Origin of the sequence: Flavobacterium sp. XN-5, assembly GCF_008033395.2 — a bacterium.
In the GTDB taxonomy this organism is placed as follows: domain Bacteria; phylum Bacteroidota; class Bacteroidia; order Flavobacteriales; family Flavobacteriaceae; genus Flavobacterium; species Flavobacterium hiemivividum.
This window is the reverse complement of sequence record NZ_VOGZ02000001.1, coordinates 717422-732729: the sequence shown is the minus strand read 5'-3', so window position 1 is coordinate 732729 and position 15308 is coordinate 717422. Positions and strand designations below refer to the sequence as shown.

Here is a 15308-nt window from a genome sequence, read left to right as displayed (position 1 = left end):
TTTTATTTATGAGTATTTGATGGCTATTGAAGGTAATATATGTATCCCACATTAAGCCAAACTAACCAGTCGTTGGCCTTGTTTTCTTTGTACAATGTAGGATTAGGTTTTAAGCCATCCACCCAGTCGGAGAAATAATATTGAAATCTCAAATCTATCATTAAATCTTGCAATGGGGTTAATTTATAACGTGTTCCTACACTCGAAACCACAGACCAAACTGTACCTCCCTCAGTGGAAAACCCGTAATCACGATCGTCAGTGGGGGTTAAATATTTTGGAAATGTGGTAGCTGCTGTTCCTAAAGTCCCCATCGTTGAATAAGCTTCGGTGTTGTAATAACTAAACTGACCGCCAAGACTAACAAAAGGTCCTAAACTTCCTATTGTTGCTGTAAAATCACGGATGCTCAAAGGGAAATATTCTAATTGCATTCCTACATTTGTAACAGCTGTGTTTCCTTTCATCGCTCTCAATTGGTCAGCTCTTAGAGTGATATTTTTAGGTGAAACCCATTCTCCAAAATGTTCTAACTTGGTTTTATTGTAAGACAATTCACTTCTAAGTTTGAAGTGGTCATTAAAATAAGTTTCAGGAGCATAACAGTTACATTCTGCTTTGTATGAAAAATTGATATAATGAATTATTCCGATTCCCATACCGGTATTTCCTGCATTTGTTCTTGTGTCATAGCGCTCTCCATAGTCTGATTGGAACGCCACAGGACCAGCGATAACTCCTATCTCATGCGAAAATCCAAATTGCGCATTTGAATTATATGAAAATCCAAATAAGACAAATAAAACGATAGAGAGGTATTTGAGCATTTTAGTCAAATTTTCATGTACTTACAAATATATAAAAAACATCAATCATCCATTAAAAATAAATAATTAAAAGCTAAATTTCGAAAGAAATGCAAATCGTTTTCTAATATTAGGTGGAATATAACATCCTGATGTATGTTGCAGAATGATTTGTGAAAGGCAATTTACCAAGATATCATTGAATGTTATTAAGAAATATTTTAATAACTTGTATATTTGTAATCACTAACTAAAATGTTTTCATAAACGTTAATAATCAAACTATCATGTCACAAAGTATTACTGCCTTTATGGAAGAGGTTACTAAAAACAACTTAAACGAACCAGAGTTTTTACAGGCGGTTTTAGAGGTTGCTGAAACAGTAATCCCTTTTATCGAAGAAAATAAAAAATATCAAAATAAAATGCTTTTGGAAAGAATGGTCGAAGCTGACCGAATCATTACTTTTCGTGTAGCTTGGATTGATGATAAAGGTGCTACTCAAGTAAATAGAGGATATAGAATACAAATGAATTCGGCCATAGGACCGTATAAAGGTGGTCTTCGTTTTCATCCTTCTGTAAATTTGAGTATTTTAAAGTTTTTGGCTTTCGAGCAAACTTTTAAAAACAGCCTAACTACATTACCTATGGGTGGTGGAAAAGGTGGGTCTAATTTTGATCCAAAAGGAAAGTCAGATAATGAAGTAATGCGTTTTTGTCAAAGCTTTATGACTGAATTGTCAAAGCATATTGGAGCAAATACGGATGTGCCAGCTGGAGATATCGGTGTTGGAGGAAGAGAAGTTGGATTTTTGTTTGGTCAGTATAAAAGACTGAGAAATGAGTTTACTGGAGTTTTAACCGGTAAAGGAATGTCTTTCGGAGGGTCATTAATCAGACCTGAAGCTACAGGATACGGAACTGTTTATTTTGCGCAAAGTATGTTAGAAACTAAGGGAGATAGTTTTGCAGGTAAAACCGTTGTTGTGTCTGGTTCTGGAAACGTTTCACAATATGCTGTTGAAAAAGCAAATCAATTAGGTGCCAAAGTAGTAACCTTATCTGATTCAGGAGGGTATATTTATGATGCTGAAGGAATTGATGCTGAAAAATTAGCTTTTGTAATGGAGCTTAAAAACGAATTAAGAGGAAGAATTAGCGAGTATGTTGAAAAATATCCAAAAGCAAAATATGTTGCTGGGAAACGTCCTTGGGAAGTGAAATGTGATATTGCTCTACCTTGCGCAACGCAAAACGAATTAAACGAAGAGGAAGCTAAAGCTTTAGTGGAAGGTGGATGTATTTGTGTAGCTGAAGGAGCTAATATGCCAACAATGCCAGATGCGGTTATTGTTTTCCAAGAAGCAAAAATATTCTTCGCTCCAGGAAAAGCGTCAAATGCAGGTGGTGTTGCCACCTCAGGTTTAGAAATGTCTCAAAACTCATTAAGACTGAGTTGGAATTCTGAAAAAGTAGATGATAAATTAAAAGAAATCATGCTTAATATTCATACTTCATGTGTGAAATACGGTTCTGATTCAAATGGATATATTGATTACGTGAAAGGAGCAAATATTGCTGGTTTCGTAAAAGTAGCCGATGCTATGCTTGCTCAAGGAGTGGTATAAATCAGTTTTTAAATTAAATCAAATGCCTTCTGTCATCTCGGTACTTCGGGATAGGATAGAAGGTATTTTTTTATTCGAACAAAAACCGAATACTTCCGTTTATATTATATTTGTGAATAATAAGTACTACCATTTGTAATGAAGAAATTATTTTACAGCCTTCTTATTTTACTACTCACACAAATGGGTTTTTCCCAAAACAATTTGTTGTGGCAAGGCTATTTTTCATATAACGAGATTAAGGATATTTCTGCCTCTCCAACCACAATTTTCGCGGCCTCAGAAAACGCTTTGTTTTCTAAAAATAAAGTGGACAACCAAATCGTAACTACCAATACTGTTGATGGGCTTTCCGGTCAAACAATTAGTTCTCTTTACCACAGTACTGCATTTAATAAAACGCTTGTTGGCTATGAAAATGGTCTTGTAATAGTGATTAATGAGTCGGACAGTAAAATGTTGAACGTAGTTGATATTATCAACAAACAACTTCCTTCAAATAGAAAGAAAGTAAATCATTTTATGGAATTTGAGGGAATTGTCTATGTTTCTTGTGACTTTGGTATTGTACAATTTAATTTAAAAACAATGCTTTTTGGCGATACCTACTTCATTGGGGGTGGCGGTGCAGAAATAAGTGCTAGACAAACTGCAATTCACAACGGATTTATTTATGCTACTACAAATACCGGTGTTCGTCGTGCTCCAATTTCGAGTAAAAACTTAAATGATTACAAGCAATGGGAATTGGTTACAGCTGGAAATTGGTCAGGTGTTGAGGCTTTTGGAACGGAACTAATTGCAGTTGATGATTCAGGAAATGTGAATAGATATAACGCAAGTTCGAATACATTTATCGTGTTTGTGACACTATCTCAGTCTGCAGTGGACATTAGAGTTAATGAGAATTATTTGATCCTGACTACAGCTAACACTATTAACGTTTTTAATAAACAATTTGCGCTGGTACGTCAATTAAACAGCAATCAAATTCCAGATTACAGCGCCGTTTTTAGCTGCGCTGCAAGTATTGACGATGTGATTTACATTGGAACAAAAGAAAACGGTTTACTGACAACTACAATTGCTACAGCGTCTACTTTTGAGAATACGACACCAATAGGACCGTCCAGAAATAATATTTTTGCTTTTCAAACTACTTCAAGTTCCTTGTGGGCAGTTTATGGAGACTATGACGTTTCTTATAATCCGTATGATTTAGATAGTTATGGTATAAGTAAATTCAGTCAGTCAGGCTGGTTAAATATTCCTTATAAATCAGTTTTAGATGCTAAATCAATCTGTAGAATAACGGTGAATCCTAATAAAGAAGATGAGGTTTATGCGAGTTCGTTCTTTTCGGGATTATTGAAAATCGAGGCAGACGCTCCTACTTTTTTATACAATCAAACCAATAGCGGTCTAGAATCGTTAAAATTTGCAGGGACAAATTATATCGATGTTCGAATTAATGGAGCAGCATTTGATAAATCTGGTGATTTATGGGTGACGAATAGCAGAGTGAAAAACGGATTAAAAGTGTTGAGAACGAATGGGCAATGGCAGAGTTTTTCGACAGAAAAAATATTAGAAGCAAGTGAAGATAATAGTTTTGGCAGAATGGTCATTGATAATAAAGGCACAAAATGGATGGCGACAAATAGAGACGGTGTTGTGGGTTTTAGCGAAAATAATAATACCTTCAAAAAGATCACAATGGGCACTGAAAAAGGAAATTTGCCAGCTTCAGATGTTAGGGCCGTAGCTGTTGATAATCGAAACCAACTATGGATAGGAACTATAAAAGGCTTGCGCGTCTTGTCTAATGTGGGGAGTTTTCAAACAGACAATCAGCTAACGGCAAATCCTATAATTATAGTCGATGATAACCTGGCGCAAGAATTGCTTTATGAACAGTTTATCACAGATATTGCGGTTGATGGCGCAAACAATAAATGGATAGGAACCGCAGATTCTGGTTTGTTTATGGTTTCTCCAAACGGTCAGGAAACTAAATACCATTTTACGATAAACAATTCTCCACTGCCCAGCAATATTATAAATGACATAGATGTTAATAGCGTTACAGGGGAGGTTTTTATAGCAACAGCTAAAGGAATGGTTTCGTTTAAAGGGACGGCAACTCAAGCCAGTGAGGATTTGACGGGCGCTTATGTTTACCCAAACCCAGTACGACCGGAGTATGATGGGACGGTTAAAATCGCAGGTTTGATCAATAAAGCAAATGTAAAAATTACTGATATTTCTGGTAATTTAGTTCACGAAGCTATTTCAGAAGGTGGTACAATAGAATGGGATACGACCGCTTTTGGGAAATATAAAGTTGCTTCGGGAGTGTATATGATTTTCATATCGGCCCAAGACGGAGTGGAAACCAAAGTTAAAAAAGTAATGATAATAAGATAATGTTTGTGGTCATGAGTTTATAATTTATTAGAAACTTAAACTTTAAACTTTAAACAAAAGAAATGCAAGTTAAAACTAAAGCCATAGTTCTTTCATCCATAAAATTTCAGGAAAAAAGCTTGATTGTAAAATGCTTTACCCAATCGCATGGATTAAAGTCTTATTTCGTTCGCGATGCTTTTTCGGGTCGAAAATCAAATCAGAAAATTGCTTATTTCCAGCCTTTGTCTATTCTCGAAATAGAAGCGGTACACAAGAACAAGGGGACGCTCGAGAACTTTAAAGAAATTAAACTAAGCACGCCTTTTCAAACGATACATTCTGATATTTATAAGAGTACGATTGTGATGTTCGTTTCAGAAGTTTTGCATCATTCGATCCATGAAGAGGAAAAGAATGAAGCTCTTTTTGACTTTCTAGAAGCGGCTCTACTATGGTTAGATAATCACGATGAAATCGCTAATTTTCATTTGATTTTAATGCTGGAAGCTACAAAATACTTAGGTTTTTATCCTGATATTTCTGACATGGACATGTCTTTTTTCGAAATGACCGAAGGTGTTTTTTCGCCCTTTCACGCCATTAGTTCGCTAACAGAACATGAAACCAATTTGTTGAAAAAACTCATTGCCTTACGATTTGATAACGACCAAAAAATCTTTCACGTAATTGAAAGACAGCTAGTGCTGAAAATTTTAATTGATTACTATACACTGCATCTTGATGGTTTTAAAAAACCAAAATCATTAGATGTTTTAAAAGAGGTTTTTTCATAGGAGGAAAAAATTCCTTCATAATTTAATTTTGTATCAAAAAGTAAAGTATATTTGTCTTTTAATCAAGTTTGTTATTCTTTATGGAAAGCAAGATTTAACCAATTAACTTTATGGAACCAAAAGTAAAACAAGAAGGAGATATTGAAAAAATTGATAAGTTTACAGGTTATCAATTACCTAATAAATTTAAAATTGTTGGATTAATATTTTTTATCGTATCATTCATTTCAGTTCCACTGATCTCAATCTATTTAGAAAATAATAAATATCAAGATTTGTTTCAAAGGATAGGTTCGACTCTAGCTATTTTAAGTTTGCTCATGATTGCAATTTCTAAGGAAAAAGTAGAAGATGAGTTAATCGCAAAGATTAGGATGCAATCCTACCATTACGCTTTTATTGGAACGGTATTAGGCTATTTATCACTGCCATTTGTTAATTATATAATTTCCTGTAGTTTTTCTGATGCCCCAAAAATGGAAGGTGTTAAGGATATTCCAATATTTGGGGTTTTATTGTTCATGCAAATTCTTACTTTCCGCAAGTTAAAAAAAGCGTATAATGAAGAATAGATTAAAAATAGAACGCGCTATATTAGATCTTACGCAAGAGCAACTAGCTGAAAAAATTGGAGTCTCTAGACAAACTATAAATTCGATTGAAAAAAATAGATTTATTCCTTCAACAGTTTTAGCTTTGAAATTATCATTGTTATTTGGGAAATCAGTTAATGAATTTTTTGAATTAGAAGATGAAGAATTGCTTTAGCAATATCTATCCTTTTATGATGTTCGCTTTGATCTGTTTATAATCTTCAAAACAAAAGCAGTTCATTAAGCAACTTTCGACCTTGTACTTTCCACTTTCGACTTAATTTTATTACTTTCGCACTTCGATTAAAGAAAAGGATAAAATGAGCACAAAATTTACTGAATACAAAGGACTTGACTTACCAACTGTAGCGTCAGAAGTACTTGATTTCTGGAAGAAAGAAAACATATTTGAGAAGAGTGTAACAACCCGTGAGGGAAATGAACCATTCGTATTTTTTGAGGGGCCACCTTCAGCAAATGGTTTGCCAGGTATTCACCACGTGATGGCACGTGCTATTAAAGATATTTTTTGTAGATATAAAACGCAAAAAGGATTCCAAGTTAAGCGTAAAGCCGGCTGGGATACTCATGGATTACCTGTGGAATTAGGTACGGAGAAAGAACTGGAAATTACTAAAGAAGACATAGGAACAAAAATTTCCATCGAAGAATATAACGAGGCGTGTAAAAAAACCGTAATGCGTTATACCGATGTATGGAATGATTTAACCGAAAAAATGGGCTATTGGGTAGATATGGAAGATCCATATGTGACTTATAAGTCTAAATATATGGAAACGGTTTGGTGGCTGCTTAAACAAATCTATAATAAAGATTTGATGTACAAAGGCTATACCATTCAGCCTTATTCCCCAAAAGCAGGTACAGGATTGAGTTCTCATGAAGTGAATCAGCCCGGAAGTTATAGAGATGTAACCGACACAACGGTTGTTGCGCAATTCAAAGTTTTGGAATCGTCAAGAGAACTATTGCTTTCGAAGTTTTATGATTATATCAGTTCAAAAAATTTACAACATTATAAGTTGTCAGTTTTAGACCTTGATGAGGTTTATTTCTTGGCTTGGACGACAACACCTTGGACCTTGCCATCTAATACAGCTCTGACTGTAGGTCCAAAAATCGATTATGTTTTAGTAAAAACCTTCAATCAATATACATTTTCATTAACGAATGTTATTTTGGCTAAGAATTTAGTTGGAAAACAATTTGGGAAAGGTTTTTATGAAAGTAAAGACTTTACTGATTTTGAAAATTTCAAAGAAGGAGATAAAAAAATACCATACCAGATTCTTGCAGAATGTAAAGGAGCAGATTTGGTTGGAATTCGTTACGAACAATTATTACCATTTGCATTGCCTTATCAAAACCCAGAAAATGCTTTTAGAGTAATTTCAGGGGATTTTGTAACAATCGAAGACGGAACAGGAATTGTACATACGGCACCTACTTTCGGTGCTGATGATGCAAAAGTAGCGAAAGAAGCGACACCTGAAGTTCCACCATTATTGGTTTTAGATGTAAGTGGAACTCCAGTTCCATTAGTAGATTTACAAGGGAAATTCACCTCGCATATGGGTAAATTTGCCGGAAAATATGTGAAAAACGAATATTATGACGATGGTGATGCGCCAGAACGCTCTATTGACGTCGAGCTTGCTATTCTTCTAAAAGAAGAAAATAAAGCATTTAAAGTAGAAAAATATGTTCACAGTTATCCTCATTGCTGGAGAACGGATAAACCCATTTTGTACTATCCGCTTGACTCTTGGTTTATAAAAATTACTGAGGTAAGAGACAGAATGTTTGACTTAAACGAAACCATCAACTGGAAGCCAAAATCGACAGGAGAAGGGCGTTTTGGAAACTGGATAAAAAACGCCAATGACTGGAATTTGTCGCGTTCTAGGTTTTGGGGAATCCCATTGCCAATTTGGAGAACAGAAGACAAACAGGAAGAAATTCTGGTAGGTTCTATTGGGGAATTATACAACGAAATAGAAAAATCAATTCAGGCAGGATTCCAAAACGAAAACCCTTTTAAAGGATTCGAAATTGGAAATATGGATGAATCAAATTATGATTTAATTGATTTACATAAAAATGTGGTTGATGAAATCACCTTAGTTTCTGCTTCTGGGAAACCTATGAAGCGTGAGGCTGACTTGATTGACGTTTGGTTTGACAGTGGAGCAATGCCTTATGCACAATGGCATTATCCTTTCGAAAACAAAGATAAAATTGACGACAATAAAGATTTCCCTGCAAACTTTATTGCGGAGGGAGTAGATCAAACCCGTGGTTGGTTTTACACATTGCATGCAATTGCAACTTTGGTTTTTGATAAAGTGGCCTATAAAAATGTAGTTTCGAATGGACTGGTTCTGGACAAAAACGGACAAAAAATGTCCAAACGTCTAGGAAATGCAGCAGATCCTTTTGAAACATTAGCTGAATATGGTCCAGATGCTACGCGTTGGTACATGATATCCAATGCGAATCCTTGGGATAACTTAAAATTTGATCTTGAAGGAATCGCTGAGGTTCGAAGAAAATTCTTTGGAACTCTATATAACACCTATTCGTTCTTTAGTTTGTATGCAAACATCGACGGATTTAAATATGAAGAAGCTGAAATTCCATTAAATGAAAGACCTGAAATCGATCAATGGATTATTTCTGAATTGAATACATTGATAAAAGAGGTAGATGGTTTTTATGCTGATTATGAGCCTACAAAAGCTGCTCGCGCCATATCTGATTTCGTTCAAGAAAATTTAAGCAACTGGTATGTTCGTTTGTGTAGAAGACGCTTCTGGAAAGGAGAGTATGCACAGGATAAAATTGCCGCTTATCAAACGTTATATACTTGTTTATTGACTATTAGTAAGCTGGGAGCGCCTATCGCGCCGTTCTTTATGGACAAGCTTTACAGAGACTTAACGATGGCAACACAATCAGAGCAATTTGATAGTGTACATTTGGCAGAGTTTCCAAAACACGTTGAAAACTTTGTTAATAAAATGTTAGAGAGCAAAATGCAGAAGGCTCAGACGATCTCCTCATTAGTTTTATCACTCCGTAAAAAGGAAATGATTAAGGTGCGTCAGCCTTTGCAAAAGGTAATGATACCAGTACTTGACGATAAACAAAGGCTTGAAATTGAGGCAGTTTCCGACCTCATAAAAGCAGAGGTAAATGTTAAAGAAATCCTATTTTTAGATGATGCGTCTGGGGTTTTAGTGAAGCAAATTAAGCCAAATTTCAAGGCTTTAGGTCCTCGCTTTGGAAAAGATATGGGGCTGATAGCTAAAGAGATACAAGGTTTTTCGGCTGAAAAAATCAATCAATTGGAAAGCAATGGCTCATTAGACTTGGAAGTTGCAGGAAAAAGCATAACTTTAACAATAGTAGACGTGGAGATTTCGTCTCAAGATATTGAAGGATTGTTGGTTGCTAATTCAAACGGAATAACGGTAGCGCTTGATATTGTTATTTCTCCGGAATTGAAAAAAGAAGGAATTGCAAGGGAATTAGTAAACAGAATTCAAAATATCAGAAAGGATTCTGGATTTGAAGTTACAGATAAAATAAAAGTTCATTTGCAAAAAAATGATACTCTGGAAGAAGCAGTAATGCCAAATGTCGAATATATAAAATCAGAAACACTAACAGAAGAATTAGTTTTTGAAGATTATATGAGTGAAGGGGTTGAGATTGAATTTGACGAGATAAAAACAAAAATAACAATTACAAATAAATAGATTATGGTAGAGGCACCAACAAGATACTCTGACGCTGATTTGGCAGAGTTCAAAGAGATAATTCTGAATAAGATACAGAAAGCGCAAGCAGACTTAGACTTGATTAAGAGTGCTTACATGAATGATTTGAATAATGGAACTGACGATACGTCGCCTACATTCAAAGCATTTGAGGAAGGTAGCGAATCTATGTCTAAAGAAGCAAACTCGCAATTAGCAATCCGTCAGGAGAAGTTTATTCGTGATTTAAAAAATGCATTATTCCGTGTAGAGAATAAAACATACGGTGTTTGTAGAGTTACAGCAAAGCTAATTAGTAAAGAGCGACTTAAAATTGTTCCGCATGCAACGATGAGCATAGAAGCTAAAAATTTGCAACGATAAGAAATTTAAAATTTCACTACTAAAAATTCCAAATTCTAATAATAATTTATACAATTATTGGGATTTGGAATTTACTTTTTTTTTAGAATTTACCTATTTTTGCTCCACTTAAAATTTAAAAAATGTCATTACGAAAAGCGTATTTACTTATCTTCATTATATTAATCGTTGATCAAGTTTCGAAAATATATATTAAAACTAATTTTGTTTTAGGAGAAGAAGTAGAAGTCTTTAATTGGTTTAAAATTCTATTCATTGAAAATGAAGGTATGGCATGGGGTACTGAAATTCCTGGAGAATATGGTAAATTGTTCCTTACTCTATTTAGATTAGTAGCGGTTTGCGGAATCGGGTATTGGCTTTGGGATTCGGTAGAAAGAAAACACAGTTCAAATTACTTGATTGTCGCTGTTGCATTAATACTTGCAGGAGCTTTTGGGAACATCATAGACTCTGTTTTTTACGGTGTAATTTTCGATGATAGTCAATCTCAATTAGCGACTTTATTTTCAGAGCAGCCTTATGGTACTTATTTTCACGGTAAAGTAGTGGATATGTTTTATTTCCCTTTTTGGCATGGAATTTTACCAAATTGGCTACCAATTTGGGGCGGAAAAGATTTCACTTTTTTCAACGCTATCTTTAACGTTGCCGATATGGCGATTTCAACTGGTGTTGGGATATTGATTTTCTTCAACAAAAAAGCATTTCATACTGAAGAAGATAGAGAAGGAATAATCGCCTAAAGTATCTTATAGTTGTAGTTATTTACTAAAATATAGAAGCCCTCTTGATAGCGATCGAGAGGGTTTTTTGTTAATGATGCATTCTATGTAGGACAGGCTTTATTCTATCTGGACAAGCTTAAATTAGTGTTAGTATTTATAACTATAGTGAGTTTGTCCAAGTGTGATTAAAGAGTATCCCTAATATTATTTTTAATAGAATTCTAATAAACAAAAATTCCTTTCTCACGAATGAGAAAGGAATTTTAGGAAATTATTCACTTGATTCAACAAGTAAAAGGTGTTACTATAATTTTAGTGTATTCAAATTTTTATCCACTAACATCATTTGTAATGGTTTCAAACTAAAGTTTACTTTTTGTTTCGCTTTCAATTTGATGATAAACAAATCTGAACTTCCCTCTAAAGCTTCTTGTTTTCCAAGGTTTATAAAAGCAGGATACAAAACTTTTTCACCGTTAGAGTGTAGTCTGTCGTTCGTTAAGTTCTCCATTTTCTTAGTATTCAACGATTGGATTCCAATAAATTCATAATCTTTAGTACTATAGGGAAGTGCAAAACTCAACGCATTTACCGATTTTAGATTCTTACCTGAAACTTTAACTTCGATGATCTCATCTTTATTATAGCTTTGCTTAGCTGTTGTCAAGACAAGTTTTCCAGCTAAATTTTCAATTTTGGCATCGCTAATTCCGCCATCAATTTGAGTAGCCACTACTGAAGCATCATAAGCGTCAATCAGCTTGTTTTTGTTGACATCACCGTTACTTACATAGCCTTCAAAATCAGCATCGCCTTGTCGTAGTCCCATATAATTGATATAAGAAGTAAGGTCATTTCTATCAATCAATCTATCATTGTTGATGTCTCCTGGACGGTAACTTTCCGTTCCTGGAACTTTGAAAACATATAACTCACGGCCAGTACCAAAATTGCCAACTCCTTCGCTAACAGTAATTTTTATAAAACGAACTGATGGTTGGTTGCTAAATTTAAAGGTTTTAACATCTGAGTTATTTTTCCATTCAAATTCACCAGCTTCAGTCCAATCCTGTTTGTCATGGCTGTAATATACTTTTCCTTTTCGTAAATTACCGTTTCCACCACTCATTCTTGGTAAATAATCAAATTTATCTAGTTGATTGATTGTATTTAAGTCGATAACCATTTCAAAAGGAATTGCATTTGCATCCCATTTTGTATGCCACATATTAGCCTCATCATAATCAAATAACTGTTCAATTCCTGATCCGTCTTGATCTGCCACATTTAATGTTGCGGTAATTCCACTGATGGCAAATTCCAAAGGATTGTTTTTCGTTTTAGCACTGAAAGTTGTCCAAGGTGAATTTCCGCTTTTGTTTACTGCTCGCACTTTAAAAGTATAATCAGTTTCAGCATTTAATCCGTCAAACAATAATTCAGTTCCTTTGATTGTAGTATAAGACATATCTTTGAATTCTACTTCATAGAAATCGGCATTAGTAACTTTATTCCATGTTGGTTTCAAAGTATAAGGTTCTGCATTCGCGTCAGAAACTATTGCATTTGCTGGAGCGGTTAATGTACCACTACTAATTTTATAATTATCAAAAGGCGCAAAAAGGAAACCTTTTACTTCAAAAGTTACTCCATTTTCAGCTGTATTTGTCGAAGCTAATTTTACTAAAATCTGTGGATTTTTAGTGATTTTTACATTTTCAAATTCACTTCCTTTTGTTGCAAACTGGTTCAAATTTGGAGCAGCATCATAGAAATATACATTTTCTTTACTTGCATAATCTGCTAGCGAAGTTGCCTTTGCCAATTTAGTTTTGCTGTTCCCAATTTTAGCCGTTATTTTTTTAGGCTCTTGGGTTACATTAATCTTAAATTCGGTTGCTTTTTCTTTAACAAAACCATTAAAATCACCTTTTGTCGGTTGGATTGTGATGGTAGCTTTATCCTTTTTAACTTCAGATTCGATTACTGTAAAAGTTCCTTTTCCAGCTTTATATGCTTCAGAAATTCCATCGTCATCATATTCTGTAAAAGACGACTTTCCTTCAGGATAAATTTCATAAATACGCAACTTCGTATTGATTTCAGCCACATTGTTATTTGGATTCACCATTGGGATAATAGCTCCACTTTTTACAAAAACAGGCAATTTCCACACTGGACTATCAAATTCATTGATGATACGATTTCCTTCATATTTTTCTCCGCTAAAGTAATCTACCCAAGTTCCTTCTGGTAAATAGATTCCGTTGCGGATATCATTTCCTTTATCATCTGATTTTGTAGCTTGATAAATAGGAGCCACTAAGAAATTTGGCCCATACATAAACTGGTATTGAGTTGCTTTTCCTTGCGTATAAGCATTTTTTGATTCTAAGAACATCGGTCTTATAATTGGTAAACCATCTACGGCTTCCTTTGCAATACTATATGCGTATGGCATAAGCTCTGATTTCAATTTCAGATAATGTCTGTTGATTGAAGTCACCGGTTCGTCTAAAGCATGCGGATATTTTGGGTTAGAACCCCATCCATCCATATTCAATTGCATAGGCGTAAAGGTTTTCCATTGAAAATCTCTAGTGTTTACAATTGGATTTTTACCACCAAAAATTCCATCTACATCCGAAGTAATGTTAGGTTGCCCTGACAATCCCGAACCTAAATAAGTAGGAATGTGAAAACGAATGTATTCCCATACACCGCCAGTTTGATCTCCTGACCAAATAGTTGCGTAACGTTGTGTCCCGGACCAACCGTCAAGCGAAATGATAAATGGTCTTGCATCATTACCGTATTTCGGCATTATAATTCCCGCATCGGCTACGCCATTTAGTCCAAAAGAATAGCCTTCTCCAACCCACGCCACATCTGTTTTAAGCACACGAACGCCGGCATCTCTAACTTCTTTTATAATATCTCTTTGCAATAGCGCACTAATTCCTTCTTTTGGATGAAGATCTGATTGTGTCCAAAGACCAATTTCAACGCCATTTTTTCGAGCATAATCGCCTAAGCTTTTTAAGTTTTGAATATTTCCATCCAAAGTTTCTGTTTGACCATAACCAGCTCCGTAACCATCATTTGGCAAAATCCAACCTAAGGGCATGTCGTGTTTTTTGTAACGATCGATAACGCCACGAGCCGAGAATTGATAATTGTTTTTTTCGCCGTTCAAAGATTCCTTAATTCCAGTATCATCTTTTTGACTTTCTGAATAGGTTTTTCCGTCTTCAAATAAAATTCCTTTTGGTGATTCTTTCCAATAATCACGGTTGTAAGCATTTAAATGTCCTTCGTAAAAACCAAATTTTGGTAACAAAACCGGATTTCCTGTCAACTGATAAAAGTCATTCAACAAGCCCGTTACCGGCTCATTAATCATAAAGAAAACATCTAAATAATCAGTTTCATGAGAAAGTTGTACGCTACCTTTTGCTTTAGCGCCAAAATCATATTTCCCCTTTTTGAACGTGTACCACATCATTCCATATCCATTAGAAGACCAATAATAAGGATTTGGCGACGCTACACCACCATCAGTCCAGCTATTTTGATTTTCTATAGAAATTGCTTTTCCTTTGTGTGAAAAACGACCGTTTTGGACACCTCCACCATAGAAATATTCGGTTGGATTTTCTTTTAAAGTTAAGGTAACTTGTTTTTCTTCAAATGCAGGAAGTGCAGTTTCTTCAACAATTACGGCTTTAGTTTTTGAATCTATGATTTTGAACAAAGAAGTGTTTTTGTCAAAAATAATTTCGATTGCTGCTGTTGCAATAACCATCTCTTTTGCTTGATCACTGATGCTCAAAGAAGCAACCGATTTTCTAGGATTTTCAACCAATATATGTGCTTCCTGCTTTGCTTCTGGAGTGCGCATTGCTTTTCCAGAATTATCTTGGAACAATCTAAAAATGTTTTCGCCATAAAAATCGAAAAGCATTTTTTGATTGTTTGAAAAAGTAACTGCAATAGTTGTTGGATTGATTTTCGCTGCTCCAATAACGTGTATTTTAGTTTGCGATATCGCTTTGACAGTTTGATTTTCGTTGAGTTGTTGCGCTTGAAGATTGCTGATCGAGATGATTGAGGCTACAGCAAATAAAACGCTGGCAATAGGTTTACCATTCCAGAATTTTGTTGTCATTTTAAGTCGAATT

Annotated in this window: 10 protein-coding genes; 8 read left to right on the top strand and 2 right to left on the bottom strand. The window is 34.8% G+C overall.

Features of this window, described 5'->3' with window-relative positions; genetic code table 11:
• Positions 1-23: 23 nt before the first annotated feature.
• Positions 24-827 carry a THC0290_0291 family protein gene (locus FQU23_RS03255; protein ID WP_147672557.1) on the bottom strand — a complete coding sequence of 268 codons (804 nt, stop codon included), beginning with the start codon at positions 825-827 and terminating at the stop codon, positions 24-26.
• Positions 828-1093: 266 nt separating this feature from the next.
• Between FQU23_RS03255 and gdhA the strand changes: the two genes are divergently transcribed.
• The 8 genes from gdhA (at position 1094) to FQU23_RS03215 (ending at position 11145) form a co-directional block, all read left to right on the top strand.
• Positions 1094-2437 carry an NADP-specific glutamate dehydrogenase gene (gene gdhA / locus FQU23_RS03250; protein WP_147672556.1) on the top strand — a complete coding sequence of 448 codons (1344 nt, stop codon included), beginning with the start codon at positions 1094-1096 and terminating at the stop codon, positions 2435-2437.
• A 138-nt stretch (positions 2438-2575) separates the two neighbouring features.
• Positions 2576-4864, top strand: a complete 2289-nt coding sequence (locus tag FQU23_RS03245) for a T9SS type A sorting domain-containing protein (protein ID WP_147672555.1) — start codon at positions 2576-2578, stop codon at positions 4862-4864.
• A 62-nt stretch (positions 4865-4926) separates the two neighbouring features.
• Positions 4927-5640, top strand: a complete 714-nt coding sequence (recO, locus tag FQU23_RS03240; protein WP_147672554.1) for a DNA repair protein RecO — start codon at positions 4927-4929, stop codon at positions 5638-5640.
• 110 nt (positions 5641-5750) lie between these two features.
• A complete protein-coding gene (locus FQU23_RS03235; protein WP_147672553.1) occupies positions 5751-6212 on the top strand; it encodes a hypothetical protein in 462 nt (153 codons plus the stop codon).
• Positions 6202-6408 (top strand): helix-turn-helix transcriptional regulator, encoded by a 207-nt coding sequence (locus FQU23_RS03230; RefSeq protein WP_147672552.1) that lies wholly within the window; start codon positions 6202-6204, stop codon positions 6406-6408. The genes FQU23_RS03235 and FQU23_RS03230 overlap by 11 nt, the downstream gene beginning before the upstream one ends.
• A 145-nt stretch (positions 6409-6553) precedes the next feature.
• Positions 6554-10015 carry an isoleucine--tRNA ligase gene (gene ileS / locus FQU23_RS03225; protein ID WP_147672551.1) on the top strand — a complete coding sequence of 1154 codons (3462 nt, stop codon included), beginning with the start codon at positions 6554-6556 and terminating at the stop codon, positions 10013-10015.
• A gap of 3 nt (positions 10016-10018) precedes the next feature.
• Positions 10019-10399: a TraR/DksA family transcriptional regulator gene (locus tag FQU23_RS03220; protein WP_132109069.1), complete on the top strand. Its 381-nt coding sequence runs from the start codon at positions 10019-10021 to the stop codon at positions 10397-10399.
• A 122-nt stretch (positions 10400-10521) separates the two neighbouring features.
• Positions 10522-11145, top strand: a complete 624-nt coding sequence (locus FQU23_RS03215; RefSeq protein ID WP_147672550.1) for a lipoprotein signal peptidase — start codon at positions 10522-10524, stop codon at positions 11143-11145.
• 286 nt (positions 11146-11431) lie between these two features.
• On the opposite strand, the gene FQU23_RS03210 is transcribed toward FQU23_RS03215, so the two are convergent.
• Positions 11432-15295: a TIM-barrel domain-containing protein gene (locus tag FQU23_RS03210; RefSeq protein ID WP_147672549.1), complete on the bottom strand. Its 3864-nt coding sequence runs from the start codon at positions 15293-15295 to the stop codon at positions 11432-11434.
• Positions 15296-15308: the final 13 nt, after the last annotated feature.

Bases quoted from the DNA above. Each gene is read 5' to 3' on its own strand.
- FQU23_RS03255 (WP_147672557.1), bottom strand. From the start codon at position 827: ATGCTCAAATACCTCTCTATCGTTTTATTTGTCTTATTTGGATTTTCA.
- gdhA (WP_147672556.1), top strand. From the start codon at position 1,094: ATGTCACAAAGTATTACTGCCTTTATGGAAGAGGTTACTAAAAACAAC.
- FQU23_RS03245 (WP_147672555.1), top strand. From the start codon at position 2,576: ATGAAGAAATTATTTTACAGCCTTCTTATTTTACTACTCACACAAATG.
- recO (WP_147672554.1), top strand. From the start codon at position 4,927: ATGCAAGTTAAAACTAAAGCCATAGTTCTTTCATCCATAAAATTTCAG.
- FQU23_RS03235 (WP_147672553.1), top strand. From the start codon at position 5,751: ATGGAACCAAAAGTAAAACAAGAAGGAGATATTGAAAAAATTGATAAG.
- FQU23_RS03230 (WP_147672552.1), top strand. From the start codon at position 6,202: ATGAAGAATAGATTAAAAATAGAACGCGCTATATTAGATCTTACGCAA.
- ileS (WP_147672551.1), top strand. From the start codon at position 6,554: ATGAGCACAAAATTTACTGAATACAAAGGACTTGACTTACCAACTGTA.
- FQU23_RS03220 (WP_132109069.1), top strand. From the start codon at position 10,019: ATGGTAGAGGCACCAACAAGATACTCTGACGCTGATTTGGCAGAGTTC.
- FQU23_RS03215 (WP_147672550.1), top strand. From the start codon at position 10,522: ATGTCATTACGAAAAGCGTATTTACTTATCTTCATTATATTAATCGTT.
- FQU23_RS03210 (WP_147672549.1), bottom strand. From the start codon at position 15,295: ATGACAACAAAATTCTGGAATGGTAAACCTATTGCCAGCGTTTTATTT.